The sequence below is a fragment of the Corynebacterium sp. TUM25020 genome, from assembly GCF_056388495.1.
On record NZ_JBWJFG010000004.1, the window covers coordinates 1 to 26,110 of the forward strand.

The 26,110-nt window shown below is 59.9% G+C and carries 19 protein-coding genes, 2 tRNA genes and 1 pseudogene; 15 read left to right on the forward strand and 7 right to left on the reverse strand.

The genetic code is table 11. The annotated features are described in order from the left end of the window. Positions 1–260: 260 nt before the first annotated feature. The 3 genes and pseudogenes from AC05K6_RS05930 (at position 261) to AC05K6_RS05940 (ending at position 3,666) form a co-directional block, all read left to right on the forward strand. Entirely contained in the window at positions 261–1,640 is a 1,380-nt protein-coding gene (locus tag AC05K6_RS05930; protein ID WP_448307271.1) for a glycine--tRNA ligase, read from the forward strand. A 2-nt stretch (positions 1,641–1,642) separates the two neighbouring features. Then, complete coding sequence (locus AC05K6_RS05935; RefSeq protein WP_476728038.1) at positions 1,643–2,299, forward strand: hypothetical protein; 657 nt, start codon at positions 1,643–1,645, stop codon at positions 2,297–2,299. A 191-nt stretch (positions 2,300–2,490) separates the two neighbouring features. Beyond that, positions 2,491–3,666 (forward strand): annotated as a pseudogene (locus AC05K6_RS05940) (inorganic phosphate transporter). 440 nt (positions 3,667–4,106) lie between these two features. Here AC05K6_RS05940 and AC05K6_RS05945 read toward each other — a convergent pair. Then, complete coding sequence (locus AC05K6_RS05945) at positions 4,107–6,107, reverse strand: TPM domain-containing protein (protein ID WP_476728039.1); 2,001 nt, start codon at positions 6,105–6,107, stop codon at positions 4,107–4,109. Positions 6,108–6,157: 50 nt separating this feature from the next. On the opposite strand from AC05K6_RS05945, the gene AC05K6_RS05950 reads away from it, so the two are divergent. Continuing rightward, on the forward strand, positions 6,158–6,781 hold the full coding sequence (locus AC05K6_RS05950) for a YdcF family protein (protein ID WP_434817285.1): 624 nt from the start codon (positions 6,158–6,160) through the stop codon (positions 6,779–6,781). A 10-nt stretch (positions 6,782–6,791) separates the two neighbouring features. Beyond that, on the forward strand, positions 6,792–8,090 hold the full coding sequence (locus AC05K6_RS05955; protein WP_434817286.1) for a deoxyguanosinetriphosphate triphosphohydrolase: 1,299 nt from the start codon (positions 6,792–6,794) through the stop codon (positions 8,088–8,090). Between the two features lie 32 nt (positions 8,091–8,122). Here AC05K6_RS05955 and AC05K6_RS05960 read toward each other — a convergent pair whose 3' ends face one another. Together AC05K6_RS05960 and AC05K6_RS05965 are read right to left on the reverse strand one after the other, a co-directional pair. Then, positions 8,123–8,590: a ribonuclease domain-containing protein gene (locus AC05K6_RS05960; RefSeq protein WP_434817287.1), complete on the reverse strand. Its 468-nt coding sequence runs from the start codon at positions 8,588–8,590 to the stop codon at positions 8,123–8,125. 10 nt (positions 8,591–8,600) lie between these two features. Beyond that, positions 8,601–10,415 (reverse strand): GMC oxidoreductase, encoded by a 1,815-nt coding sequence (locus tag AC05K6_RS05965; RefSeq protein ID WP_476728040.1) that lies wholly within the window; start codon positions 10,413–10,415, stop codon positions 8,601–8,603. 158 nt (positions 10,416–10,573) lie between these two features. Between AC05K6_RS05965 and dnaG the strand changes: the two genes are divergently transcribed. Beyond that, complete coding sequence (gene dnaG / locus AC05K6_RS05970; RefSeq protein WP_476728041.1) at positions 10,574–12,547, forward strand: DNA primase; 1,974 nt, start codon at positions 10,574–10,576, stop codon at positions 12,545–12,547. 279 nt (positions 12,548–12,826) lie between these two features. Here the strand turns inward: dnaG and AC05K6_RS05975 are convergent, their stop codons facing one another. Beyond that, positions 12,827–14,722, reverse strand: coding sequence for a hypothetical protein (locus AC05K6_RS05975; protein WP_476728042.1), 1,896 nt, complete (start codon positions 14,720–14,722; stop codon positions 12,827–12,829). A 131-nt stretch (positions 14,723–14,853) separates the two neighbouring features. Then, positions 14,854–15,264 carry a hypothetical protein gene (locus AC05K6_RS05980; RefSeq protein ID WP_476728043.1) on the reverse strand — a complete coding sequence of 137 codons (411 nt, stop codon included), beginning with the start codon at positions 15,262–15,264 and terminating at the stop codon, positions 14,854–14,856. Here AC05K6_RS05980 and AC05K6_RS05985 point away from each other — a divergent pair. Genes AC05K6_RS05985 through AC05K6_RS06000 form a run of 4 tightly spaced genes read left to right on the forward strand, consistent with a single transcriptional unit; the run spans position 15,263 to position 19,485 of the window. Next, entirely contained in the window at positions 15,263–16,363 is a 1,101-nt protein-coding gene (locus AC05K6_RS05985; RefSeq protein ID WP_034977135.1) for an S-(hydroxymethyl)mycothiol dehydrogenase, read from the forward strand. The two genes, AC05K6_RS05980 and AC05K6_RS05985, sit on opposite strands and share 2 nt — an antisense overlap. Positions 16,364–16,404: 41 nt before the next feature. After that, positions 16,405–17,046 carry an MBL fold metallo-hydrolase gene (locus tag AC05K6_RS05990; RefSeq protein ID WP_034977111.1) on the forward strand — a complete coding sequence of 214 codons (642 nt, stop codon included), beginning with the start codon at positions 16,405–16,407 and terminating at the stop codon, positions 17,044–17,046. Positions 17,047–17,071: 25 nt separating this feature from the next. Then, positions 17,072–19,207 (forward strand): heavy metal translocating P-type ATPase, encoded by a 2,136-nt coding sequence (locus tag AC05K6_RS05995; protein ID WP_476728044.1) that lies wholly within the window; start codon positions 17,072–17,074, stop codon positions 19,205–19,207. Further along, entirely contained in the window at positions 19,207–19,485 is a 279-nt protein-coding gene (locus AC05K6_RS06000) for a metal-sensitive transcriptional regulator (RefSeq protein WP_034967151.1), read from the forward strand. Before AC05K6_RS05995 ends, AC05K6_RS06000 begins: the two co-directional genes overlap by 1 nt. A gap of 46 nt (positions 19,486–19,531) precedes the next feature. Here the strand turns inward: AC05K6_RS06000 and AC05K6_RS06005 are convergent, their stop codons facing one another. Then, the gene (locus AC05K6_RS06005; protein ID WP_476728045.1) at positions 19,532–20,143 is read right to left on the reverse strand and encodes an Ltp family lipoprotein; all 612 of its coding nucleotides are present in this window, start codon (positions 20,141–20,143) and stop codon (positions 19,532–19,534) included. A 256-nt stretch (positions 20,144–20,399) separates the two neighbouring features. Between AC05K6_RS06005 and AC05K6_RS06010 the strand changes: the two genes are divergently transcribed. Continuing rightward, a complete protein-coding gene (locus AC05K6_RS06010) occupies positions 20,400–23,222 on the forward strand; it encodes an exonuclease domain-containing protein (RefSeq protein ID WP_448307248.1) in 2,823 nt (940 codons plus the stop codon). A gap of 90 nt (positions 23,223–23,312) precedes the next feature. On the opposite strand, the gene AC05K6_RS06015 is transcribed toward AC05K6_RS06010, so the two are convergent. After that, positions 23,313–23,385, reverse strand: a tRNA-Asn gene (locus tag AC05K6_RS06015). A 213-nt stretch (positions 23,386–23,598) separates the two neighbouring features. Between AC05K6_RS06015 and AC05K6_RS06020 the strand changes: the two genes are divergently transcribed. The 4 genes from AC05K6_RS06020 to AC05K6_RS06035 all read left to right on the forward strand — a co-directional run bounded on the left by AC05K6_RS06020 (position 23,599) and on the right by AC05K6_RS06035 (position 26,037). Beyond that, positions 23,599–23,672 (forward strand) — tRNA-Ile (locus AC05K6_RS06020). A gap of 155 nt (positions 23,673–23,827) precedes the next feature. Then, the gene (locus tag AC05K6_RS06025; RefSeq protein WP_476728046.1) at positions 23,828–25,018 is read left to right on the forward strand and encodes a site-specific integrase; all 1,191 of its coding nucleotides are present in this window, start codon (positions 23,828–23,830) and stop codon (positions 25,016–25,018) included. 24 nt (positions 25,019–25,042) lie between these two features. Beyond that, complete coding sequence (locus AC05K6_RS06030; RefSeq protein ID WP_476728047.1) at positions 25,043–25,696, forward strand: hypothetical protein; 654 nt, start codon at positions 25,043–25,045, stop codon at positions 25,694–25,696. A 137-nt stretch (positions 25,697–25,833) separates the two neighbouring features. After that, a complete protein-coding gene (locus AC05K6_RS06035) occupies positions 25,834–26,037 on the forward strand; it encodes an excisionase family DNA-binding protein (protein ID WP_476728048.1) in 204 nt (67 codons plus the stop codon). The last annotated feature ends 73 nt before the right edge of the window (positions 26,038–26,110 follow it).

A 26,110-nucleotide genomic window follows, 5' to 3' on the forward strand; every position in this document is an offset into this window, starting at 1 on the left:
AGCACAAATGTGGCCGGAGGTGCGGGATGGTGTGGGTAATAGCTTTCGGGGAGCTATTCTTTGGTGATTTGTGGTGTGTGGTCTGGGGTTATGGTGGCATGCGGACACACTTTTCTTTACTTAACCCCCGAATACAGCTTGAGGCGTGCTACCCCGAGCGTTGGCTTTCGCCTGGGACAGGCTAAGATGTGGGGTACGACAGCTGCAAAGCTGAACCTTCACATTCCGAAGCCCATCCCGACTAAGGAGACACGCCAACCATGGCAAGCACCATTGATTCCGTCGTCAACCTAGCCAAGCGCAGGGGTCTGGTGTATCCCTGCGGTGAGATCTACGGCGGAACCCGCTCCGCCTGGGATTATGGCCCGCTTGGCGTGGAGCTGAAGGAGAACATCAAGCGTCAGTGGTGGCGCCACATGGTCACCTCCCGTCGCGACGTTGTCGGCCTGGATTCTTCCGTGATCTTGCCTAAGCGTGTGTGGGAAGTATCCGGGCACGTTGAAGTATTTACAGATCCGCTGGTCGAGTCGTTGCACACCCACAAGCGCTACCGTGCTGACCACCTGCTGGAGGCCTATGAGGAGAAGCACGGCCACCCACCGGAGAACGGCCTGGCCGACATTAACGACCCGGAGACCGGCCAGCCTGGTGCGTGGACCGAGCCGAAGGCGTTCTCTGGTCTGCTGAAGACCTTCCTGGGGCCGGTGGACGACGAGGAAGGCCTGCACTACCTGCGCCCGGAGACCGCACAAGGTATCTTCACGAACTTCAAGAACGTGATGACAACCTCTCGTCAGAAGCCACCTTTCGGCATCGCCCAGGTCGGAAAGTCTTTCCGTAACGAGATCACCCCAGGTAACTTCATCTTCCGCACCCGCGAGTTCGAGCAGATGGAGATGGAGTTCTTCGTCAAGCCGGGCGAGGACGAAGAGTGGCACCAGTACTGGATCGATGACCGCCACCAGTGGTACATCGACTTGGGGATCAACCCCGACAACCTGCGCCTATATGAGCACCCGAAGGAAAAGCTCTCCCACTACTCCAAGCGCACCGTCGACGTGGAGTACGCATTCCATTTCAACGGCTCCAAGTGGGGCGAGCTCGAAGGCGTGGCCAACCGCACCGACTACGATCTGCGTGTTCACTCCGAAGGCTCGGGCGAGGACCTCAGCTTCTACGACCAGAATGCAGAAGAGCGTTGGATCCCGTACACCATCGAGCCTGCCGCCGGCCTGGGTCGTGCGATGATGGCCTTCCTTGTTGACGCCTACACGGAGGAAGAAGTACCGAATGCGAAGGGCGGGACCGACACCCGCACGGTACTGAAGCTGGATCGTCGTCTGTCTCCCGTGAAGATTGCCGTTCTGCCTCTGTCCAAGAAGGAGACGCTGACGCCGACTGCTGAGAAGCTGGCTGATCAGCTGCGCGGCTTCTGGAATGTCGACTACGACACCTCCGGCGCAATTGGCCGTCGCTACCGCCGCCAGGATGAGATCGGCACCCCGTTCTGCGTCACCGTCGACTTCGACACCTTGGAGGACAATGCGGTGACCGTTCGCGAGCGCGACACAATGGAGCAGGAGCGCATCAAGATCGAAGACCTGCAGAGCTACTTCGCTGAGCGCCTGGCGGGCTGCTAGATATGTCGAGTGATATTCGCTGGGGCCTGCCGAGCGACGGGCATACATTCCCCATCTATGAAGGTCCTAGCAACGACCTGGTGAAGGTGGCGGAGTACGCCGACGAGCGTGGAGTTGCGAACATCCGTTTCGGCGGTGACACGTGGCAGCTGCACGGCCCGGATGATCGCGGTGGCAAAGACGGCCACGATGCGAAGGGTCGGGATGGCTATGCCGCCAATGATGCCAGCCACGACAGTGGAGGCGCCGGCAAGGTTGCAGAAGGTGGCGTCAAGAAGGCAGCGACTGCCTCTGCGACGACCCAGACCGGCACCTGGACAGTGACCGGTGACGGCAAGAGCTTCGGCAAGTCGGAGCGCTATGAGGTGCAGGCGGATCGCCACCGCATTGCCATTATCGCGGAGACGAAGAAGAACTTCGTGCTCGATATTGATGGTGAGAAGGCAGGGCAGTTTTCCAGCGAAAACCGCGGCCTGCGGAACCTTCACGTGGAGTTCGAAGGGCTGGGGGAGAAGTTGCCGATTGACGTGCGAGTGTTCGTTTCCTGGGCGGCTCGGTTGTGCATGGAAACGCGGATGATTAGCTCCTCGTGGGCGGTTACGATTGCGCTGCTGCTGTGCATTCCGATTGTGGTGCTCTACTGGATTGGGTTTGTCTAAAGTGCTGATCGTAAGAGATTAATGTTTGCAAAAAGGATAGTAAGAGTTCAATTAATGTCAGCCCGCAGTTAACTATCAGAACTCGTCCTTTTTACCTCCATCAGTCAGGTGGATATGGTCTTTTACCTTGACGTTTTGGAGGAATCTTGTCGACGACAACCCAAAAAGCTGTGGCCGCGTCGCCCGACGGCATCACCCCAGTGCCGGAAGATGAGAATAATACTTGGTGGCACCTATTCTTCGGCGTCTTTATGGCGTTCAACATTGGTGGTAACGACGTGGCGAACTCCTTCGGTACTTCCGTGGGGGGCGGGCACCTTGAGCATGAAACAGGCTCTTGTCGTGGCCGCTATCTTCGAGGGGTCCGGCGCTTGGTGGCATCGTTGCATCTTCTCTACGGCGCAATTAAGCGCGGCATTCTTGTTTACAACGAGCTGGCTGATCAGCGCCTCGATGAGATCAAGAAGGAAAAGAAGGAGCTGAACATTAAGCATAAGCTGGCCTTCGGACAGCTGAGCGAGGATGAGCGACTGGCTCTGACCGATGCGATGATCCGCGACTCGACTACGATGCGCGAGCAGGGCTATACAGAGGAGGATCTGGAGTCCGACTACTACAAGAAGCTGCACCGCATCAATAAGTCTGCGGAAGAAGTCGAGGCGCACCACGCCTTGGACACTTGGGTGCCACTGCTTGCCGCTGGCGGGTCCATCATTATTTCCGCGATGCTGCTGTTTAAGGGGCTGAAGAACATGAACCTGGAGCTGTCCAGCTTGGGCAACTTCCTGATCATGGGCATGGTTGCAGCTGTTGTTTGGATGGCTGTCTACATCTTCTCGCGCACTCTCAAGAAGCATGCTCTGAGCCGTTCTACATTCCTTCTGTTCAGCTGGATGCAGGTGTTCACCGCATCTGCCTTTGCTTTCAGCCACGGATCCAACGACATTGCTAATGCGCTTGGGCCGTTCGTTGCAGTGCTGGACGTGCTGAAGACGAACACCATTTCTGAGGAATCCGGCGTGGCTCTGCCAGTCATGGTTGCCATGGGTGTTGCCTTGATTGTCGGACTGTGGTTCATTGGGCGTTTCGTTATCCGCACTGTTGGTTCCGGACTGACCAAGATGCACCCGGCCTCTGGTTTTGCTGCAGAGCTGTCTGCAGCTGCCGTGGTGATGGGCGCATCCGTCCTGGGTCTGCCGGTTTCCTCCACTCACATTCTGATCGGTGCTGTCCTGGGTGTTGGGCTGGTCAACAAGGACGCCAACTGGGGTCTGATGAAGCCCATCGCTCTGGCTTGGGTAATTACTCTTCCGGCTGCTGCAATTATCGCCAGCGGTACTGTTTCCGTGCTGCGCGTGGTGTTCTAGCGAACTACTGTTTGGGATTAGTTTTCAGGGGCGCGTCCAGCGGGGCGCGCCTTTGTGCTGTGTGGTTGAAGGTTGTTTGGTCTGCGCGGTGGGGCTGAAGACTGTGCTGTGTGGCTGAGGGCTGTTCGGTGTGGTGTGCAGTCTGCGCGGCGTGGAGGGCAGGGGGCTGTGTGAGGGGAAATGTCGCTAGATCGGGAATCTGAAAATTTGAATCCAGGTTCTATTTTTCGACTAACTCGCTGACCTGCTGTTTTCTTTGGGTGAAAATGATTCGCAATAACAGATTCCCGATCTAGCGACATTTGGGAATTTTGCCCCGGCAGCATTCCGCCTCGCCTGTTTCTGAAGGGGTTAATGGGAAGAAAATTTATCTGAGTGACCTGGCGCGAGCGGGGACCTGGGGAAACGGAGCTTGGGCAGGAGGCGCCAGCCCCATCCAGTTAGAAGCTGGAAGAGCCGCTGCCTCCGAAATCACCGCCACCGAAGCCGCCCCCGCCGCCGAAACCGCCACCAAAGCCGCCACCAAAGCCGCCGCCGAAACCACCGTTTCCGCTCAGCAGCGAGCCCAGAACCATGCCGGTCACAAAGTTGCCGCTGCCTCCGCTGCCATAGCCGCCGAAGCCCCCACTATTGCGCCTATTGAAGTCATTCACGTCCTTCCGCGCCTGGCGAGTTGCCTGTTGTGCCAGCTGGCTTGCCCGCTGGGCTTCACGCAGTGCATGCTTCGGATCCTCCGCACGCAACCGCGTCGCCTCATCCAAGGCAGTTCGCGCTGCCTGCGCGGACGTGCGCGTATCCACGCCAATAATTCGCCGGCGGTTGCGGATCAAATCCTCCACGCCCTCCAACCGCTGCGATGCATCCATGATCGTCCGGTCCACCAGGTCCACAGTCCGGTTAAAGTCATCGGCCTTGCCGCGCGCTTCGTCCAGTTGAATATCCAGCGCACCATCAGCTTCCAACAGCTCGGAGTAGCACCCCAGCGGATCAGTCGACCCATAAGATCGCGCCTTCTCCAGAGCCGCACGTGCCTGTCCCACAGCCGACTGCAATCCTGCCCGGTCTATCTCCGCACCGGACTTCTCCAGCTGGCGGGCCTCGTCAATCTCGCCTTCCACCTCGGTAATCAGTGCCGGCAGGTTAGACTGCGCCGACCGCAGGTGTTCCTCCGCACGCTCTACCGCCAGCAGCTGCGAATCCGCCTGCTGTAAAGCCATCCGCGCCGCTCCCAGCGCGTCGATCAGACCGCCCTGCTGGCCAGCGGGCTTATCCAACAACTCCCGTGCGGTGTCGATAGCTTTTTCGGCCTCCGCGACTTCGTCTTCGGCAATGTCCGGGTTGTGGCGCACGGATTCCAGCAGCTCCGGGTCCACCCGCGTCTCAACGTCAGTGAGAATCTGTCGGGCATTGGGAATGCGATTGTGCAGGCTAATGCTGGTCTGGGTTAGCTTATCCACCAGCTCCGGCGCGTTCATCAGCTTCTGGCGCAGTTCGGCATACTTGGTGGCCTGCGCATCCAGATTGTCGTCGGCCTGCCCACAGCTAGAGACAATCTCGATCAGCAGATCGCGTTCCTCTGGCTCCGTCGACACCAGCCCGGAGCGCAGCCGCTCGTGAATGCTATACGCCTTGTTCAGTGTCGAGCGGCTGTGCTTCAGAGCTTTCTCCAGCTCGCGGGTCCGCTCCTCACCGAACTCGCCACGGGCCACGGAAAGCTCCTCTTCACCCTTGCGGATGGACTCATCGGTGCTGGTCAGCTCCTCATCCGCTAGTTCGCGCAGTACTTCCGTGGGCTGCTTGTACAGGTCGTCGATGTTGCCCGGATCGATCTCACGAGCTGTCTCCAGCTGCTGGGTGTGCGTTTTCTTTCGATTGCGGCGGGTCCATAGCGCGGCCCCGGCGCCCGCGCCAACTACACCGGCTGCTCCGGCGCCGATCCATACTTTCGTTGCCGTGGACGTCTTGCCCGTCAGCTTGTCAACTGCTGCTTGCGCGCCACCGGCCCAGTCATCGTCGGCAAAGTGCTCCCGCGCCGCGCTTTGAATCTTCTCCGCGTCGCTAGTCTTCACGTCGTTTCCTGCGGCGTAGCCGACCTGTCGCGATTCCGTCGCTACGGCCAGCACAATCACATTGCCGGTGCCGTCCTGTGCGCGCAGCTGTTCGGCCAATTTCGTGATGTCACCTGATGCGCTGGGGACGAAGACTATGTAGAGCTTCTTGCCGGATTCCTTGGTCGCTTCTTTTAATGACGCCGAAATGTCCGATTTTTCCTTTTCAGACAACACCCCGGACTTGTCAACAAGCTGGGATGAGAGCTCTACCTCGCTGGTGGCGGTGGCTGCTGAGGCCGAGGGGGCGTCAATAAGAAAGGAGCCAAATCCGAGCACGGCGCCGGCGGCTAGGATCGCCAGGAAACGGGTAGGGGAAAAAGTCGGTTTCATACAGCCCACCTTAACCAAAAAGACAGGGGAAACCGCGTATGGTTTTGCGCATGGCAAAAGCACGGCATCCGGTGAGGCGCGCGGTGAAGTATTTCTTCATCACGCTGCTGAGCATCATCCTGATCGCGGCGGGAGTGTGTGGAGTGACGGCCTTTCAAGTGTGGCACTTTGCCCGGTCGGATGACCGGCGACCTGCGGATACGATCTTTGTGCTCGGCGCGGCGCAGTACGACGGCAATCCATCGAACTGGTTCGCCTCAAGGCTAAACCACGCAGCGAAGCTGTATGAGGAGGGAGTGGCTCCGACGATCGTCACCGTCGGCGGCAAGGCCGAGGGCGACGAATTCACCGAGGCCGAGTCAGGCAAGAACTACCTGGTGGAGAACTTCGATATCCCGGAATCGGCGGTGGTTTCGGTGGCAGAGGGGGCCGATACGCTGGCCTCCGCGAAGGCTTTCGCCGACGTGGCAAAGGAAAATGGTTGGCAGTCATCTGTAGTGGTGACAGATCCGGCGCACTCACTGCGCGCCACCCGTATGGTGCGCGACCAAGGGATGAATGCATGGGCGAGCCCGACGCGCCAGGGGCCGTCGGTGTTTACCCGCAGTTCGCAGTTCAACTCGATCCTGCACGAGACCTTAGGCATGCTGTATTACGAGGCCTTTGAGAAATAAGAAAGAAGTTATGCGTTACTCCTACAGCGATCACGACCGCCAGCGGCGGCTGCCCGATAGGCCGAAAACTCTGGGGCTGCCCGGAGCGGTGGTGGACGGGCGCGATAGCTTCGACCGCGACCGGGCGCGAGTGCTGCACTCCGCAGCGCTGCGGCGACTGGCGGATAAGACCCAGGTGGTGGGGCCGGGGTCGGGGGATACACCACGTACGAGGCTGACGCACTCGCTGGAGGTGGCGCAGATTGCCCGGGGGATTGGTAAGACCCTTGGCGCAGACCCGGATCTGACGGAGCTGGCGGGATTGAGCCATGACATCGGGCATCCGCCGTATGGCCACAATGGCGAACGTGCGCTGGATGAGGCTGCCGCCGAGTGCGGAGGCTTTGAGGGCAATGCGCAGACGCTGCGCATTCTGGCTCGGCTAGAGCCGAAGGTGCTGGAGGGCACAGATGATTCCGCGGGAGGCGCGCCCGTGTCCTATGGCCTGAACCTCACCCGTGCGAGCCTGGATGCCGCCTGCAAGTACCCCTGGGGCCCTGTCGACGAGCAGGGCAACAAGCGCACCAAGTACTCCGCCTATGCGGAGGACGTGGGAACCCTAACGTGGATCCGCGAAGGCGCCCCGGAGGGCCGGAAGTGTCTGGAAGCGCAGATCATGGATTGGTCCGACGATGTGGCGTATTCAGTGCACGACGTGGAGGATGGCATTCTTTCCCGGCGCATCAACCTAAATGTGCTGTGGGATCTGGTGGAGCTGGCGGCTCTGGCCGAAAAGGGTGCCCGTGTTTTCGGTGGCACCCCGGAGGAGCTGTTGGAGGCAGCCGACCGCTTGCGAGCCATGACCCTCGTCTCCCGCGCTGCGGATTTCGGCGGTTCGCTGCAGGATCTGGCGGCGTTGAAGGCCATGACCTCTGAGTTGGTTTCCCGCTTCGTCACTGCTGCGGTGACGGGTACGCGCCAGCAGTTCGGAGAGGGCGCGCTGGGCCGCTACGCTGCTGATCTGGTGATCCCGCAGCCCGTCCAGGCCGAGGTCACGCTGTTGAAGTCCGTCGCGGTGCTTTACGTGATGGACGAAACCCAGCATCTGGCTAACCAGCAGCGCCAGCGCGAGCGTATCTTCCGCGTCACGGACTACCTGTGGCGCGGCGGTTCGGGCGCGTTGGATCCGATGTTTTCGTCGTGGTTTGACGCCGCCGCCTCCGATCGCGAAGCACTCCGCGTAGTCATTGACCAGGTTGCGTCGTTGACGGAATCCCGACTTGAGCGGCTGGATAAGCATGCCAGCGGGATGAGTGCGGCCTGGGCCTAGGAAGGAAGGCCAGCGTGGGCTGAGCGCCCCCGCTAGTCCTCTGCGTCGGGGATGGTGCAGAAGCTCTCGAAGTGGTCGGAGGTGTAGTACCACACCTCCGGATCAGTCTTGGTGCCCCCGCCGACGACGATGCGGCGCTCGCCACGGTGGTTAATCCCCGGGGTCTTCACCGTGTATTCGCGGTAGTAGCTGTTCTTCTTCTTCGGCAGCAGGCCCTCGTAGTTGCCGAAGTGTTTGCCGTCGGCCTCCCCGTCGTCTGGTGGGGCGTCCTGCAAGATATCGTCGATTTGCTTCTTAGCCTCCGGTGGGAGGGTGTCGACGGTGCAGGTGTCGGCGTCGCTAGTAGAGCTTTTAGCGCTGCTAGAACCGCCAGAACCGCCGTTGTCGTCCCCACCTTGAATGCCGAACCAACCAGCCGCGACGATGGCCGCGCCGACGACCGGGGTGGCGTACTTGGCCCACTTTTTGGGCAACAGCTGCTGCAAACTTCCCTGAGACATAGGGAAGAGTTTAGAGCACGCGCAGAGGTAGGCGGAGAGCGGCTGGAGCGTCGTCTGGAACCATCGGATTCTTCGGCTGCACCGGGTCGATACGCCGGTAGCCCTCGGACTGCGGGGGACGCGGGTCAGCCTCGCCCTTGTTCGGCCACATGGCGGCGGCGCGTTCGGCATTGGCTGTGATGGAAAGGGAGGGGTTCACGCCCGGGTTCGCGGTAATTGCCGAACCGTCGGTAATGAACAAACTCGGGTAGCCCCACGCCCGGTGATACGGGTCCACCACGCCGTGCTCAGGAGAAGAGCCGATAACGCAGCCGCCCAGAAAGTGCGCGGTCAGCGGAATATTAAAGACCTCCGACCACACGCCTCCGGCCACACCCTTCGGCAGCATCTTCGCGAGGATGCGGGTGGCGGCGTTGCCCTCTGGGATCCATGTGGGGTTGGGCTCGCCGGTGCCTTGTTCGGAGCTCAGCATGTTGAACGGGCCGACCTTGCGCAGGAACGTGCGTAGCGAGTTATCTCGGGTCTGCATCACCAGGTTGATGACGGTACGCTGCGACCACCTGTTGAGGTTAATCAGGCGCGGAATGGCCTTGTACTGCAGAAATATTTGCTTGATGAACTCCAGGATGCGCGGCTGCAGCTTATCGCCATCGGTCATCAGGGTCTGCAACAAGCCCATTGCGTTGGAGCCCTTGCCGTAGCGAACCGGCTCGATGTGCGTATCCGGGGCGGGGAAGTAGGACGAGGTGATGGCCACGCCCTCCGAGAAATCCGTGTCGGGGGAGTAGTCGGAGCGATTCGCACCCAGCAGTGCTTCGGAGTTCGTGCGTGTGAGGTGCCCCAGTTTGTCCGAGAGCTTCGGCAGGTTGCCATTGGCCTTCTGTCGATGCAGCAGGTTCTGGGTACCCCAAGTGCCTGCGGCAACCACAAGGTTATCGGCGGTAAACGTGCTGGTTTGGGGGTTGCGTTTGGTGATCGGCCCGGTCTGCTTGGCCTGCACTGTCCAGGTGGTGCCGTCGAAAGTGATGTCGGTGACGGTGGTGCGGTCGTGCACCTTCGCCCCACCTTTTTCGGCCAGGTAGAGGTAGTTCTTCAGCAGGGTGTTTTTTGCGCCATGACGGCAGCCGGTCATGCACTCGCCGCACTCGTGGCAGGCGGTTCTATCGGGTCCGACGCCACCAAAGTAGGGGTCGGCTACAGTCTCCCGCGGCTTACCTTTCAACCCGACCTTTTCTCCAAAGAAGACTCCGACGGGCGCCATGCGGAATGTGTGGCCCACGCCCATCTCCTCGGCTACCTTTTTGGAGTACACATCGGCGGGGGTCATGGTGGGGTTTTCCACCACGCCTAGCATCTTTTGTGCCTGCTGGTAGTAGGGGGTGAGCTCGTCTTCCCAGTCGGTGATGGTGTTCCACTGCTTGTCGTTAAAGTAGGCTTCGCCCGGTTGGTAGAGGGTGTTGGCGTAGTTCAGCGAGCCGCCGCCGACCCCCGCGCCGGCGAGGATCATGACGTCTTTGAGTAGGTGGATGCGCTGAATGCCGTACAAGCCGATGTGTGGCATCCACAGGAAGTCTTTGAGGTGCCAGGAGTTCTTGGCGAACTCCTCGTCCTTGAAGCGACGGCCGGCCTCGAGGATGCCGACCTTGTAACCCTTCTCCACCAGCCGCAGGGCAGTGGTGGAGCCGCCGAAGCCGGAGCCGATGATCAGCACGTCGTAGTGATTGGCAGGGGTGGCGCCGCCTGTTTCAGCAGAGTCGGCTGCGCCGGTGGAGTTGAGTGAGTTCGGTGCTGGGTTCGGCGTTGCATTAGTCGTCGAGCTGGACATGGTAGTCAACCATCCCTCTTCCATTTGTGTGATGTAGATCCTATTTTGATCACGTTAGCGCCACGAATAGCCGTGATGTGTTGTTTAAGAAAAATAGCTTTCCGGCGCCGGAATGCTGCCCGATCCAGGCTGTCCGGGGGTTGTACTAGCATGTGGCTATGGCTAAGGGCAGGATTCCGGAGCGGGACATCGAAGCAATTCGAGAGCAGACCCCCATCGAAGAGGTAGTGGGGGAGTATGTGCAGCTCAAACCGGGTGGCGTCGATTCCATGAAGGGCCTTAGCCCCTTTAAGGACGAAAAGACTCCCTCGTTCCACGTCCGCCCGAACCACGGCTACTTCCACTGCTTCTCCACCGACCAGGGCGGCGACGTTTTTAAGTTCCTCATGCTGATGGAACACATGTCCTTCCCCGAGGCCGTGGAAGCGTGCGCCGAGCGCATCGGCTACCGCATCAACTACGAAGGCGGCGGGCCGGGCAACCGGGAGGAGCCCGGTACGCGGCGCAGGTTGGTGGCCGCGAACAAGGCGGCCTTTGACTTCTACCGCAAAGAATTTTTTGGTGACGCCGAAGGCGCGGATGTCGCCCGTAATTTCCTTTTGGAGCGAGGTTTCACCCTGGAGCACGCCGAGCAGTTTGGCTGCGGGTATGCACCAGCCGGGTGGGATCGGCTGACCAAGCATCTGCAGCAGAAAGGCTTTTCCTTCAAGGAGATCGAGGCAGCGGGCCTGGGTCGCATGGGCAAGCGTGGCCCGATCGACCGCTTCCACCGTCGCCTGCTGTGGCCAATTCGCTCGGTTAGTGGCGATGTGATCGGCTTCGGTGCCCGCAAGCTCTTCGACGATGACAAGCTGGGCAAATACCTGAATACACCAGAGACGATGCTGTACAAGAAGTCGAAGGTGCTGTTTGGTATCGACCAGGCGAAGCGAAATATCGTGGCCAAGCACCAGGCCGTAGTGGTGGAGGGCTACACGGATGTCATGGCCATGCACGCCGCCGGGGTGGATACCGCAGTAGCTGCCTGTGGTACCGCGTTCGGTGGGGAGCACTTGGCAGCCCTGCGGAGGTTTATGCTGGACGACCAGTTCTTCCGCGGGGAGATCATTTACACCTTCGACGGTGATGAGGCCGGACAAAAGGCAGCGATGCGTGCCTTCGAGGGGGACCAGCAGTTCGCAGGCCGGAGCTATGTGACGGTCGCGCCGGGCGGGCAGGATCCATGTGATGTGCGCATTAAGCGCGGGGATGCGGCGGTGCGCGAGCTGGTGGCCTCCCGTATCCCGATGTTCGAGTTCGTGATCCGCACGCTTATCGCGGATTACGATACGGCCAGCATTGATGGCCGAGTGCACGCATTGCGGCGCATGGTGCCGGTGCTCGCGGGAATTAAGGATGAGGCGCTGCGCGATGAATACGCGCGCCAGGCCGCGGGCTGGGTGGGCTGGGATAACCCCAATGATGTTCTGGACGAGGTGCGCAAGGAGGCCCGAAAGTCCGGCGGGCAGCGGCCAAACCTAAAGCTAAAGAAGGGTGCCGGCCAGGTTAATGGCGTGGCAGTCCAGGGTGGTGCTGGCGCTGGCGGTGCAGGAAATGCAACCGGGCCCAACTTGCACGTGGTCAAGGGTATGGAACGCCCCAATCCGAACGATGACTTTTTGGAAGGTCCGCGCGAGGTGATGAAGCTAGCTTTGCAGGAACCGCAGCTAGCTTCCACCATTTTCGACCTCATGCCCCCGGAGAGCTTTGTGCATCCGACATACGTGGCGATGGCGGAGGCGGTGGCGTCGCTCGGAGGGGCGGCGAACAACGACGGTGGGCCAGGTTGGATTGAAAAGGTCGCAACCCAGATGCAGGACCCGATGGGGGCGGCTGTGGTTTCGGAGCTGGCGGTGGAGGATCTGCATTGCCCGCCGGAACGGCTGCCCTATTACGCCGATGCGATCATGGCGCGGATGCAGGAACGCTGGGTGGGAAGCGAGATCGCGGATATGAAGTCCCGAATGCAGCGTATGCGCCCCGACCTGCAGAAAGAGGAGTACAACGCGCTGTTTGCGGATGTGATTGCGCTGGAGAAATACCGCCGCTCGCTGCATGAGCGCGCGGCGGATTTCGGCGACTTTACGCGCTAGGAAAACCGCTAAGAAAACTGCGCGCTAACGCCTCTTCTTAATTCAAACCCTGTAGCGCCACTCGATCGCGGTTCCATCCGCACCTGGATAGTTGATGTCGCCGATCATGGCATTTATCGCGCCGGTACAATATTGAACATCCGTACTCGGCGTTGGGCCATCTCAGCCCGGGCAGGTATGCGGAGAATTGGAAGAAAAAGCAGCAGGCAGTCGCTTAAGCCTACTGCCCCTGATTCTCAGACCACCCCAGCATGGGTATCAAACCTCGGGTGATAGCAATTAAGAATTTGGTGCATAGCCGGTGTTGAGGTGTTCAAGCTGAATATATGCAGGCAGGAAACCAGTAACGGGATGGTACCCAGCCGCCGTGACCCATGTTGAGACGTCGGTTATTTGGTTAGCATCGATAACCTCGCACGTGACATGTGGACCGATAGAGTTTTCGGCAAAAACCTCATTCACTGCGAAGGATAATTCCTGATTGACGGTCACTCTGTCTGTGTATTCAGACTCGAACGCGACCGCCACCCTAATCAGATGCCTCCCACTGGCAGACGTCTTTCTAGCATGAGCGACCCCGATCCATGACAGGCCGTTAGTGCAACAGTGGCGCAGAGCTCGGCGAACGGCGGCGAGCGCGAGTGCCTGATTTGTGGCAGCTATTGATCGTGCCCCTAAAGCACGGGGCCATAAGACGGGGAGTTCCAGCGACGTGGTCTGTGGGGGTGCAGCGTTGGGAGAGGAGGTGCTGACACCGGCCTCTTTCGGCGGATCGAACCACAGTAACTCAATCGGGAAGTCCGTAAAGGAATCGATGCCCAGGTCACCGAGAACATCACACACGTCATGTGCCACAGTGCCGAGTGGCGCCTGCGCATCGACCTCAACTGTCAATAGTGGTTGATGAATGGAGCTTTCCACAGCGGAGATGCAATTGGCACGCACGCCAAGCACGGAACACACTGAACTTGCGGTGCTGCCGGACGCGAGACCCCAAGTGCTGAGAGATTCCCAGATCAGCGTCGGTGTTACAGCTGCGGCGAGACAATCAGGATCAGCCATCGCCTTTTCCTGTTGTAACTTAGAAACAAGTTCCGAGGATGCGAGATAGCCGCCGCGGTGAATTGCACGATCGACGATGCTTGTTCCTGGGATGAAACTGCGCACCCGGATGATGCCGCTATCTGGGAGCCGACGAATACTGAGCGAAGTCCGTTGGGCAGGTTCTCTCAGTGCGTCATCGGCTGTGCGGGCGGCGCTGTCACCCAACACCTGCGTTAAGGATTGGACAGGGAGAAGATCAGTGCTGAGCGGGATTCGGTACAGAATGATTGGCGTTTCTTCAGCATCTGGTTCATGGACGGTGCTAGGGAACGCCTGGTGGAAAATGATGTTGTGGAATACCGACTCGCAATGAACGCCACTTCCACATGCGCTAGCGAAGGCCTGTGCCCGGTCAACGATGTGCTTCAACACAGATTCTGTGAAAAGAGGATCATCTTCCTGAACGTGCAGGGTGATCACCGGAGCGGTGGTTGCAGAGTCATCATTAACTTTAAACGCCACGCTATAGGCGAGGCGGCCACAACCAAGCACTTCCTGGGTGTTTAGAGAATCCGAACGAAGATCCTTTACATACTTCCGAGTAAGTTCCCGTACCACCGCGCCCGTGAAGTATTCACGAACAGCAAGAGCTAGCAGCCCTAATGACTCGGCCATATTCCAGGCAGGGATATGTTCTGAAAGAGCCGATCCTATTGCGGAGTTGCTGAGGCGCTGAGCTGCAGCTAATGCTTCTTTGGGACTGTAGTCGGGGCGGCGATCAGCGGCAGACGACTGCCTGAAGGAGTAGTTTTTGCTCCCGCACGCGCTATCGCTGACATCCAGGATGGCGAAGTCATGGTCGATGAGCTCATAATGCGTTAAACAGAGCTGCTGGTGGTTCACATAATCCAGCACAGATTCATCACTAGGAGCTCCGGCTAGCAACCACTGGATATGTGTGTACTCACGCTCAATGTCCTCGAATGTTGTGGCGCGTCCCCCGGCGCTCTGGATTAAGATTTTTCCGGGAGAATCCCCCGGAAGAACAGCCAACGTCTGGCAGTTTCGTGGGATGGCTAAACCACTGGTCCACGCTGCAATTCCAATCCAGCGCACATAGTCAATGGACATGGTCATTTCGCCAGTTTAACCTTTTGGTTTGCAGTGGTGAAGCGTCCTGGGGTTAGTTCCTACCTCAGGTAAGGAAGGGACTAAACCCAGCACGCTTCACTCACGTCGCGAGCGCGAGTGTTCCGCCATGTTCACTTAAAGGGGTTCTTTGGCGCCCTCTTGGGCGATTCAATACGGTCATTTGGGTGCACATCATCCGCCTCGACGATGGTGTGGCCCTCACCCAGGGAATCGCGGGTAGAGCGGTTCAGATCGCGCACCTCGTGCATGCGCGGTTCCGGATCCAGCCGGTTGGCCAGTGCCTTACGGCCGGAACGCACAACTGCCTTGGTGATATCCGAGTTCACTGCGGTCTGATAGCCACGGCGGATCTGTTCGTAGCGACGGCGACCGGCCTTCGTGCCCATCAAGTAACCCGCGGCGGCGCCGACGACGAGCTGGATCATGTTGGCTCCTTGGAGGTTTGCGTTGGTTGCGTTAGCTAATAGCTCAAGTTTACGCGAACCCACCAAAGGCAAAGAAGCGCGTACAGTGGGTGACATGACTACAACTGTTAAAGCGGTAATTTCCCGCGCGAAAAACGAACCCGTCGAACTGACTGACATTGTGATTCCCGACCCGGGCGATAACGACGTGATCGTGCGCATCCAGGCCTGCGGCGTGTGCCACACCGACCTGGCCTACCGCGATGGCGGCATCACCGATGACTACCCATTCTTGCTGGGCCACGAGGCCGCTGGTGTGGTCGAGCAGGTCGGTGACCGCGTGACCCACGTGGAGGTCGGCGACTATGTGGTGCTGAACTGGCGCGCCGTGTGCGGCCAGTGTCGCGCCTGCAAGAAGGGCGAGCCGAAGTACTGCTTCGATACCCACAATGCCTCGAAGAAGATGACCCTGGCCGATGGCACGGAGCTGGAGGCCGCCCTGGGTATTGGAGCTTTCGCTGAAAAGACGCTGGTTCACGAAGGACAGTGCACCAAGGTGAACCCGGATGCCGATCCTGCCGTTGCGGGTCTGCTGGGATGTGGCGTCATGGCCGGCCTCGGTGCCGCCGTGAACACCGGTGAGGTCAAGCGCGGCGAATCCATCGCCGTCATCGGTGTAGGTGGCGTGGGCATGGCCGCGATCGCCGGTGCAGCCGTTGCAGGTGCGACGAAGATCATTGCTATCGATATTTCGGACGCCAAACTCGCCCGTGCCGTTGAGGAGTTCGGCGCAACCCACACGATCAACAGCTCGGAGCTTTCGGATGAAGAGCTGGTGGCGAAGGTTCAGGAGATCAACGGGGGATTCGGCGTGGACGTGGTGGTGGACGCCGTGGGCGTGCCGCAGACGTTTAAGCAGGCGTTCTACCTGCGAGACCTGGCTGGCCGTGTGGTGCTGGTGGGCGTGCCGACTCCGGAGATGACTCTGGAGCTGCCGTTCCTGGACGTGTTCAGCCACGGTGGTGCGCTGAAGTCCTCTTGGTATGGCGACTGCCTGCCCGAGCGCGATTTCCCGATGTATGTGGACCTGTACCAGGAGGGTCGCTTCCCGCTGGATCGCTTCGTGGATGAGCGCATTGGCATTGAAGGGGTGGAAGAGGCCTTCGAGAAGATGAAGCAGGGCGAGGTTCTGCGTTCCGTAGTGGAGTTCAAGTAAGCCGCGCACGACGCAGCGTCAGAGACCAAGAGAGGTAAGACATGAGCGAGCAGAAGTTTGAAAACCCGCAGATCGAGCAGTTTGTGACCTCCGGGAAGTTCCGGCTAGACGGCGGCGAGTGGGACGTGGATAACAACGTCTACCTGCTGGTCGAGGGCGACCGTTGCATCGTGGTGGATCCGGCACACGACGCGCAGGCAGTGATCGACCACGTAGGCGACCGCACCGTGGAAGCGATTCTGCTGACCCATGCGCACAACGACCACTGCGAGCTGGCCCCGGAGCTGGCGCAGAAGTGGGGCGTAGAGGTCTACCTGCACCCGAACGACCAGATGCTGTGGGAGGAATCCAATGGTGATGCCCCCTTCACCCCAATCGACGTAGCGGACCCGCGCTGGGCGAATTGGGGCGTGCGCCTGTTCCACACCCCGGGGCATTCGCCGGGCTGCATTGTCGTAGAAGTTCCGGGGCGCAACGCGCTGCTATCCGGCGACACGCTGTTCAACGGTGGGCCGGGAGCAACGGGACGCAAATACTCCAGCTTCCCGACGATCATCGAATCGCTGCAGTCGACGGTGTTTAAGCTGCCGCACGATATGAAGGTATACCCCGGCCACGGTGATAGCACCACGGTAGGCGCTGAGGCCGCGCGCATCGAGGAGTACATCGAACGTGGATACTGATACCCCCTAGGGGTATAATGGGGGTATGGCTGTAATAGATCTTGACATCACAGGTATGACCTGCGCTTCTTGTGCGAATCGCATTGAGAAGAAGCTAAACAAGCAGGAGGGCGTGACTGCCACCGTCAACTACGCCACCGAGAAGGCGCACATTGAAACGGGGGAGGGGGCGGCCACTGACGCGAACGCCTACATCGCCATTGTGGAGAAGCTCGGCTACGGCGGTAGCGTGCCCGCGCCGGTAGCACCCGCCGACGACCCGGCCGCCAAGGAGCTGCGCGGCCTGAAGCGCCGCCTAGTGGTCGCCATCGCGTTGGCCACCCCGGTGATCCTGCTGGCGATGATCCCGCCGCTGCAGTTCGACTACTGGCAGTGGATCAGCTTCGCCCTGGCCACCCCGGTGATCCTGTGGGCGGGCTGGCCTTTCCACAAGGCCACGTGGGTGAACCTCAAGCACGGCGCGGCGACGATGGATACCCTCATCACCGTCGGCACCTCGGCGGCCTATCTGTGGTCGCTGTATGCGCTGTTCTTTGGCCATGCGGGCGATCCCGGTATGCGCCACGGCTGGTCCATCCTGAACCATGCGGGCGACCCGATGGGGGACATCTACTTCGAGGTCGCTGCGGGCGTGGTGACGTTCGTATTGGCGGGCCGGTACTTTGAGAAGCGCTCCAAGCAGCGCGCCGGGGATGCCATCCGTGCGCTGACGGACATGGGCGCCAAGCAGGTCACCGTGCTGCGGGGTGGTGTGGATGATGCTGGTGCGCAGGAGCAGCTGATCCCCATCGAGCAGCTGCAGATCGGCGACCGGTTCCTGGCCCGCCCGGGCGAGAAGATCGCCACGGACGGCCGCATCCTGGACGGCATGTCCGCCATTGATCAGTCCATGCTCACCGGCGAGTCCGTACCAGTTGACGTTGGCCCCGGCGATGAGGTCACGGGTGCCACCATCAACACCTCCGGTCGCCTAGTTGTGGAGGCCACCCATGTGGGCGAGCAGACGAAACTCGCGCAGATGGCGAAGCTGATCGACGAGGCCCAGTCTGGTAAGGCCGACGTGCAGCGCCTGGCCGATAAGGTCTCCGGCATTTTCGTTCCGGTCGTCATCGTGATTGCGCTGTTAACGCTGCTGTTCGCGGGCTTCAGCAATGCGGTCGCGGTGCTGATTATCGCGTGCCCTTGCGCCCTTGGTTTGGCGACGCCCACAGCCTTGCTGGTTGGCACGGGCCGTGGGGCCGAGCAGGGCATTCTGATTCGCGGACCCGAGGTTCTGGAGGGCGCGCATGCCATCACCACCGTTGTGATGGATAAGACCGGCACGGTTACGACGGGCACGATGCGGGTAGTCGACGTGGAGCCGGCAGGCGGCAATCGCGAGGAGGTTCTGCGCGCTGCGGCGGCGGTGGAGGCGTACTCGGAGCACCCCATTGGCCGGGCAATTGCAGAGGCTGGCCGGGAGGAGTTTGGTGGCCTGCCGGAGGTCACCGGCTTTAAGAATCTGCCTGGACACGGCGTAGAGGGAACCGTCGATGGCCAGCTGATACGGGTTGGCCGTGGGGACGAGGGGGCGTCCACAAATAAGGCAACCACAGTCAAGGTGAGCGCGGATGGGCGGGCGATCGGCACCATCAGCGTGGCCGATACAGTGCGGCCCACCAGTGCCGAAGCGGTACGGAAGATGCACGAGATGGGCTTAAAGACCGTGCTGTTGACTGGCGATAATCAGCAGGTGGCGGACGCCGTGGCGCGCGAGGTCGGCATCGACGAGGTGATCGCCGGGGTGATGCCGGAGGACAAGGTGGCGCACATCCGCTCGCTGGAGAATGTGGCGATGGTTGGCGACGGTGTGAACGACGCGGCGGCGCTGGCGAGTGCGGACCTGGGCATTGCGATGGGCTCGGGTACGGACGCGGCGATTGAGGCGGCGGACATTACGGTGATGCGCGACGATCTGCTGGCCGTGGCTGATGCGCTGCGACTGGCACGAAAGACGCTGCGGACGATCAAGATGAACCTGTTCTGGGCGTTTGCCTACAACGTCGCGGCGATCCCGCTGGCCGCATTCGGGTTGCTGAACCCGATGCTGGCCGGGGCGGCGATGGCGCTATCTAGTGTGTTTGTGGTAAGCAACAGTCTGCGGCTGAAAGGATTCAAATAATGCACGGGTACTTGAGCGATAAGGAACGTTACCTGGCGCGGCTGAAGCGGATCGAAGGTCAGGTGCGCGGGCTGCAGCGGATGGTGGATGAGGAGCAGTATTGCATCGACATTCTCACGCAGGTCAGTGCGCTGCAGTCTGCGCTAAAGGGCGTGGCGCTGGGGTTGCTGGACGACCACATGAATCACTGTGTGCGGCACGCCGCGGAGGCTGGGGGAGAAGAGGCCGAGGAGAAGTTGGCGGAGGTATCCCAGGCCGTGAAGCGGTTGGTTCGGTAGGTTGCTGGGTAGGTAGGGGTTAGCAGGGGCAGGGAGCAGGGCTGCGTTACAGGTGGTCGATGGCGTACTGGGCCTGCTCCTCGGTAAAGCGTTGATGAACCTTCAGCATGTACTTGAGCTGGTCTTTCGGCAGCGGCGGACCCTGCTCGTTGATCTTGCGCGCGGCCTTTAGAGCTTGCTGGTTCCAGTCTGGGGCGAGTTTTTCGATGGACTTTTTAATCTGCTCTTCGGAGAAGCCTTGCATTTTCAATTGGAAGCGAAGCATCTTTTCGGAAGAGAAGAAATCTAGAGCCATCTGGGCGGCATCATCGGCTTCTTGCTGAGTCTTGGATTCGTCGACGGGCGGGATGAGATTCGGATCTTCCAAGTCGGTGGGAATTCCCGGAGTGCCGGACGTCGCACCGGAAGCTGCTGGAACGGCGGGAGCCGTGGAAGCAGTGGAATTCATGGCGCCACTGTTAGCTTCGGAGGTTTCGCCGTCTGTGCCACCGTCTGAGTTCTCAGTGGACGTCACAGCGGGTTTCGCCTCGCCGTCCTGGTTGTGGTCTTTCTCGTTCGTCGTGTACCAAATTGCGGCGACAGCAATGCCGATAAGGACAATGGCGCCGATGAGGAGGAAAGCGAGCTTGTTTTTAGGAGCTTTGTCGGGGGAGTTCATCTGTCTAGATTCCTGGGATTCGAAAGGGGAGTAAGGGGTCAAGTGGCGCAGGCACTTTGCCCGGCTGTAGTTAGGGATTCGCTGGGCGGGGTGTTTTGTTCCCGGTGGCTGGCTCCTTACCAACAAGTTGTACTGGTTTGGTGGTTGACTATTAGGTGATTTCCATATCATTTTGAATCAGAGCTCCACGACTACCTACCCAAATGGTGCCCTTTCATGCGGGCTTCCGATACGGCAGAAAGCGAAAAACACTCACATGTCCAGCCCCACCCAACCCCAGTTTGCAGTTCTCGACGTGGAGACGACGGGTTTCGGCAAACACGATCGGATTGTGGAGGTCGCTGTTGTTCATGTTGACGCCACAGGTTCCGTAACCAAAACCTGGTCTACCCTCATCAACCCAGAGCGGGACATCCCCAACTCGTGGGTGCATGGGATCAAGGCGGTCGACGTGGCCACAGCGCCAACGTTCGACGACATTTCCTCGGCTCTGTCGCATGAGCTGGATGGACGCATCTTCGTGGCTCACAACGCTGCCTTCGATGCGCGCATGGTGCGCCAGGAATTTGAGCGGGCTGGCATCCGCGGATTGAACCTGATCGATAATTTCGTCTGCACGATGCTTATCACCGGCCGGGTGCACCGATCGTCGGGACGTAGCTTGGACTCCGCGCTTGCCTACGCCGGCCTGAGCAACGACTGGCCCCACTCTGCGCTGGGCGATGCGATGGCGACGGCGGAACTCCTCGGCCACTACATCGCCACCGGCAATGTGCGCATCAATGGCGTACAGCCGGTGGAGGCACTGCGAGCGCTGGGAGCATCTCTGCCGGTGGCCACACCGGTGCCGCGTGGGGAAGGGCGGACACAGCCGGGCGCGTGGGTACGCGATCTCGCCTCCGGCGTGCCGTTTAAGGGCTTCCCCAACGTGGACAGCTACTTGGAGCTGCTGGAACGTGCAATGTTGGATCGGGTACTCACAACTGGCGAAATTGAGCAGTTAAAGGAATCAGCCCGGGATCTGGGAATTGGGCAAGAAGAGGCCCGCGAACTTCACGTGAACTTCGTGCGCCAGCTAGGTCTGTTGGCATGGGCTGATGGTGTGGTCACAGATGACGAGCGCATGGAGCTGGAGGGGGTAGCGGAATCCCTCGGGGTGGATCAGAGCGTTGTAGATGAGGTTCTGCAAGGGCCGGGAGTCGTTGAGCCTAAGGTACGCCAGCCAGAGGTCGAGCATGAGTCCTGCACGGAGAAATTCGCACTTAAAGCGGGCGACCGGGTGACCTTCACTGGGGCGATGGAGCTGCCGCGCGAGACGTGGGAAACTCGCGCAGTCGAAGCTGGGCTGACCGTTGGAGGAGTGACGAAAAAGTCGAAACTATTGGTCGCCGCAGACCCGGAGTCGCGAAGCGGGAAAGCCCGTAAGGCACTCGAGATCGGTGTGCCCATCGTCAACGAGGCTGCCTTCGCACGCTTGCTCGGTGAGATGGACGTGGCGGATCGTGCCTCCTCTGCGCAGGTAGATGCGGTCAGCGCCCTTCAGTGGAATTTGTATGAAGACGCGGGCGAGGGGGCGTCATTCTACGAAGAGCCTGAAGAAGCTACTTACAGCAACGAGGAAGCACCGGCGGTGGTCGTGCTGTCAGAGTTCTTTGCGAATGCGGATGCGCGCGAACAACTAATCCTGCAGGAGCGCTTCGCAGCTGTGAAGCCAAAGACACTAGATCAGTTGGGGCTCAAGATTGGCGTGACGCGTGAGCGCGTGCGGCAGATCGAAAGGGCTGTGGTGAAGCGGCTGAAGGAGGTTGCGAAGGCTGGGCCAATCGCGGAGCTGATTGAGGCGATTCGTGCCCAGGCCTACCCGGTAAGTACGCTGCAGCAGATTGTGGACAGCCACCCCGAGTTGGACGAACAGGTGGAATGGTGGGGCGCGCCCCTATGGCTGATTTTGGACCGGTTAGACGACTCCTTCCTGGTGGAGAAGGGATGGGTGTGCTTCCCGAACCTCAAGACGGCTGCGGCACGCACCAAGGAGCTGCTGCAGGAACGCACGAACGCGGAGGGCGTGGTGCGGTTGGACGAGCTGCAGACGGATCTAACCCCGGCGCTGCTGACAGAATGGCTGCGGCAGTGCGGCTACCAGGTGCTGGAGGGCCATGTGCTGACGCGCGTCGGTTCGCTCCCGGCGCGGGCAGCGGGCATCCTTTCCATCCGGGGTGTTCCAATGAGTGTGGCTGAAATCTATAAGGCCGTGGGGCAGGGGCGCACGGAGCGGTCGTTCCGCAACGCGCTGAATGCGAACGACGAGTTGATGCGCACGAGTATGGACGAGTGGGCGCTGCGACGCTGGGGTGGCGAGGAGTATTCCTCCTTGAAGGATGCCATTGGGCTGCGCGTGCAGCGAGCCGTGGCCGCCGGCGAGGCTGGTGTGCCGCTGGCCGACCTACTGGATGAGCTGCCGAAGAAGTTTGGGGTGGCCGAGAATTCGGTTCGGGTCTACGCCGCGGAGGGCGACTTTGAACTGGTTGATGGCCTAGTGATTCCCCGAGTATCGGAAAACGTGAATAATGGCACGCCCGAGGAATCTGATCGCATGTACATGCGCGATGGCCGGTGGCAGCTACTGCTGACGGTCACCCCGGATCACCTGCGTGGATCCGGTTGTCCGGTGCCGAGTGGTCTGACCGCCATGCTGGGTGTGCGCTACGGGGAGCCGCTGGAGATACCGAGTGAATTGGGCCCGCAGAAGGTCTATTGGGCGACCATGCATTCGTTGGGTTCTATTAAGCGGTTTTGTGACGCCCTTGGCTTGCAACCTGGAGACCGTGCCTGGGTTGACGTACACGAGGGGCAGTGGTTCGAGGTTCGCCGTGCTGCGGGGTTAACGGGTGCGACTGGACTGGCCGGAGTAGCGGAGTACATGGGCGAATCGCCGGAGGGAACAGAAGCGGAACTGGAGGCCCGGATTGCCCAGGCTCTGGGCTTGCGTTCAGGGGCGCCACGGCGCAAGATTCTGGCGCGTGTCCGCCACCGGGGTGCAGGTGAAGTGGTGGATGTGCTTGAGGGGCTGTGGGTGTAGTGGGGAAGTAGCAGCTTCCGCTTTGGCTATAGCTCGAACGCGAAAGCCCCAACCGCCTGCGTAGTGCAGCCGATTGGGGCTTGTTATCTGCTCCCCCAACTGGGCTCGAACCAGTGACCTTTCGATTAACAGTCGAATGCTCTGCCAACTGAGCTATAGGGGATTAAGTTGTATGAGCTTCGGGGCGAATGCCCTTGCCCTGTGCAACGAGAACATACTCTATATGCCAGTGGTGCAAACAAACAAATCGGCAGTTCAGAAGGGTAGTTAAACGCGTATAAAGCACCGAAGGTGGGGTATATGCGTGCGTGTGCAGGGCAGTGTGGTTGAATCTTCTGTGAGCGAGCCGCTTTTCGTAGAGTGGCATGGCTTTACTGGGGCTATAGCTCAGTCGGTTAGAGCCGCGGACTCATAATCCGCTGGTCGCGGGTTCGAGCCCCGCTGGCCCCACGAACTACCCCCGGTTCACTATCGCGTGACCGGGGGTTTTGTTGTTTTTACCTGCGGGAATGGGAATGTGTAGGATTGACAAGTAGTGACAACTAACCCCGTTGAAACCCACTCTTTTCCCACTTATTTCCCACGTATTTCCCACGGAGAACCACATGCCGAAGAAAAAGGCCCGCACACGCCGTTCATTCGGACAACTCGAACGACTCCGCTCCGGGCGATGGCGCGCCCGCTACACCGCGCCGACACTCGAACGAATCACCGCGCCCCATACTTTCGCCGAAAAGATCGACGCCGAAGGCTGGTTGGCTGAACAACGCCGCCTCATAGACCTAGGCACATGGCTACCGCCGGAAGAACGGGAGAAGAAACGACAAGCGGAAGCACTTACTGTCCGGGACCTCTGTGACCAATGGTTAGCATCGGGCTACCTTAAAGAATCCACGGTGGCATCTCACCGCCGGAAGCTGAACAACCGCGTCTTTTGCACCTCGCTCGCCAACGAACCCGTTGTGAAGGTAGACCGCGCCCGTGTTGCTGAATGGTGGGTAGAAGTACAGGAAAAGTGGCCGGATACGGGGAACACGAACGCAACGGCATATAAGCGACTACACACCGCATTTCAATTCGCTAAAAACACGCTGGACATTATCGACGCGAATCCGGTGCAGATTAAAGGCGCGGGGAAGGCACCACGCCCGAAGTCTAGAGACCGGCCCCTTATCACACTCTCCGAAGCCGGGGCGCTAGCCGATGGGGTGTCTGATCGTCTCCGTGCTCCGGTGATGTTGTTGTTGTGGGCGGGGCTCCGGTTAGGGGAGTTGTTGGAACTCCGGCGGAAGGACCTGCGGGGCCTTGAAGGTAGTGGGTTGGTGACCGTGCAGGTGCGGCGAAGTGCTCAACGTATGGAGGACCCGGTAACGCATCGTCAAGTTATGGTTTCGTTCGATACTCCGAAAACGGATGCGGGGAATAGGGATGTTGTGTTGCCTCGGACTGTTTCGGAGGCGCTGCGGTTTCATTGCCGGGAGTTTGTTGCCGATGATGCGGAAGCGTTGATTGTGACGACGCGGGCGGGTGCTCAAATGCTTGATACGTCGTTTCGTAGTCGTTTCGCGCGGGCGAAGGAGGCGGCGGGTAGGCCGGATATTAGTCCGCATGATTGTCGCCGGTTTTATGGAACGCAGCTTGTGACGGAGGGGCGGGTTTCGTTGGAGGAGGCCCGGCGGTTGATGGGGCATGAGACGGTGGAGCAATTGTTGGATTACCAGCGTGCCGCGGTGGGGTATGAGAAGCGGGCGGCGGTGGCGTTGGATGCTCTTGTGCCGCCCGTTGATGAGAATTAGTTGAATGTTGGAAGGATTTGATGAGTGATGGATGGTCGACGGTTTGATTTTGATGAGGTGAAGGCGTGGGAGGAGAAGGTTCGGGACCCGGAGGTGCAGCGTCGTTTTGAGGAGGCGTGGGCGGCTGAAGGGGATGATTTGGAGGGGGATTTTATACGGGAACAGGAGGAGGCGAAGGTAATCGCGGATGGGATTGCCGGGGTTTTGGATAAGAGGCCGAATAGGGTGCGGTTTCTCGCTGAAGGGGTGGTGGAGTATCGGTGCCGCCGAAGGTGTGCTCTCGCTGCTGCGGTGCCCGGTAAGAATGGTGATGTGTTTCTAGTATGGCATGGCGGGAAGGGGGTGCGGTTAATCGACCCGGAGACGCTGCAACGTTGGGGGGATGGGGACGTGCCTGACTCTGCCGATGCTGATGCAGTGGGGAAGGTGCTGGACCGTGTTAGGGGCTTTGAGGATCGGTTTGGTGTTGCGACTGGGTATCGAACGAGTTCGGGGCGCGAAGCGCGCGGCCTTGGACGGGAGGGGGAGGAGTTCCGGGCGCGGGGCGCGCGACTATCTGATTTACCGCCGAACGGTATTATTGAATTGACATGTGAACACATGGATGCGGTGTTGCGCGTGGGGGATGTGCGGGAAGACCTAAAGAGTGGGAAGCGGAATGTGATTCTGCCGAAGTGACCGAAGGGGGCTAAGCGTTGACAGTTGCGTAAATAGCTAGTACGTTCGCGGGCATACACGCGCGAAGGATTTCGTAAACTTCCGTTCGGTGCCGTGGCCGGACACAACGACTATCAGACGATAGGAGTGTGTTCGGTATGCCGAAAACACGGGCCGAAGACCACAACGAATTTCTTTCACTCAAAGACGCCGCCGCGCTAATCCCGTGCAGCGTGCGCACCATCCGCCGTCGAATCGCCGACGGCCAACTCCCCGCCTACCGCACCGGACGCATCATGCGCGTCAAACGGGGCGACCTCGAAGCACTAATGCAACCCGTTAATCCGTGGGCGGTGAAATAACCGTGGCACCAACGGACAACACCCCCCAACCGGAAAACCCAACGGCACGCCTACACGGAAACGCCCGGCTAGA

Coding starts and splice junctions, on each gene's coding strand:
- AC05K6_RS05930 (WP_448307271.1), top strand. CDS start 261: ATGGCAAGCACCATTGATTCCGTCGTCAACCTAGCCAAGCGCAGGGGT.
- AC05K6_RS05935 (WP_476728038.1), top strand. CDS start 1,643: ATGTCGAGTGATATTCGCTGGGGCCTGCCGAGCGACGGGCATACATTC.
- AC05K6_RS05945 (WP_476728039.1), bottom strand. CDS start 6,107: ATGAAACCGACTTTTTCCCCTACCCGTTTCCTGGCGATCCTAGCCGCC.
- AC05K6_RS05950 (WP_434817285.1), top strand. CDS start 6,158: ATGGCAAAAGCACGGCATCCGGTGAGGCGCGCGGTGAAGTATTTCTTC.
- AC05K6_RS05955 (WP_434817286.1), top strand. CDS start 6,792: ATGCGTTACTCCTACAGCGATCACGACCGCCAGCGGCGGCTGCCCGAT.
- AC05K6_RS05960 (WP_434817287.1), bottom strand. CDS start 8,590: ATGTCTCAGGGAAGTTTGCAGCAGCTGTTGCCCAAAAAGTGGGCCAAG.
- AC05K6_RS05965 (WP_476728040.1), bottom strand. CDS start 10,415: ATGTCCAGCTCGACGACTAATGCAACGCCGAACCCAGCACCGAACTCA.
- dnaG (WP_476728041.1), top strand. CDS start 10,574: ATGGCTAAGGGCAGGATTCCGGAGCGGGACATCGAAGCAATTCGAGAG.
- AC05K6_RS05975 (WP_476728042.1), bottom strand. CDS start 14,722: ATGTCCATTGACTATGTGCGCTGGATTGGAATTGCAGCGTGGACCAGT.
- AC05K6_RS05985 (WP_034977135.1), top strand. CDS start 15,263: ATGACTACAACTGTTAAAGCGGTAATTTCCCGCGCGAAAAACGAACCC.
- AC05K6_RS05980 (WP_476728043.1), bottom strand. CDS start 15,264: ATGTCACCCACTGTACGCGCTTCTTTGCCTTTGGTGGGTTCGCGTAAA.
- AC05K6_RS05990 (WP_034977111.1), top strand. CDS start 16,405: ATGAGCGAGCAGAAGTTTGAAAACCCGCAGATCGAGCAGTTTGTGACC.
- AC05K6_RS05995 (WP_476728044.1), top strand. CDS start 17,072: ATGGCTGTAATAGATCTTGACATCACAGGTATGACCTGCGCTTCTTGT.
- AC05K6_RS06000 (WP_034967151.1), top strand. CDS start 19,207: ATGCACGGGTACTTGAGCGATAAGGAACGTTACCTGGCGCGGCTGAAG.
- AC05K6_RS06005 (WP_476728045.1), bottom strand. CDS start 20,143: ATGAACTCCCCCGACAAAGCTCCTAAAAACAAGCTCGCTTTCCTCCTC.
- AC05K6_RS06010 (WP_448307248.1), top strand. CDS start 20,400: ATGTCCAGCCCCACCCAACCCCAGTTTGCAGTTCTCGACGTGGAGACG.
- AC05K6_RS06025 (WP_476728046.1), top strand. CDS start 23,828: ATGCCGAAGAAAAAGGCCCGCACACGCCGTTCATTCGGACAACTCGAA.
- AC05K6_RS06035 (WP_476728048.1), top strand. CDS start 25,834: ATGCCGAAAACACGGGCCGAAGACCACAACGAATTTCTTTCACTCAAA.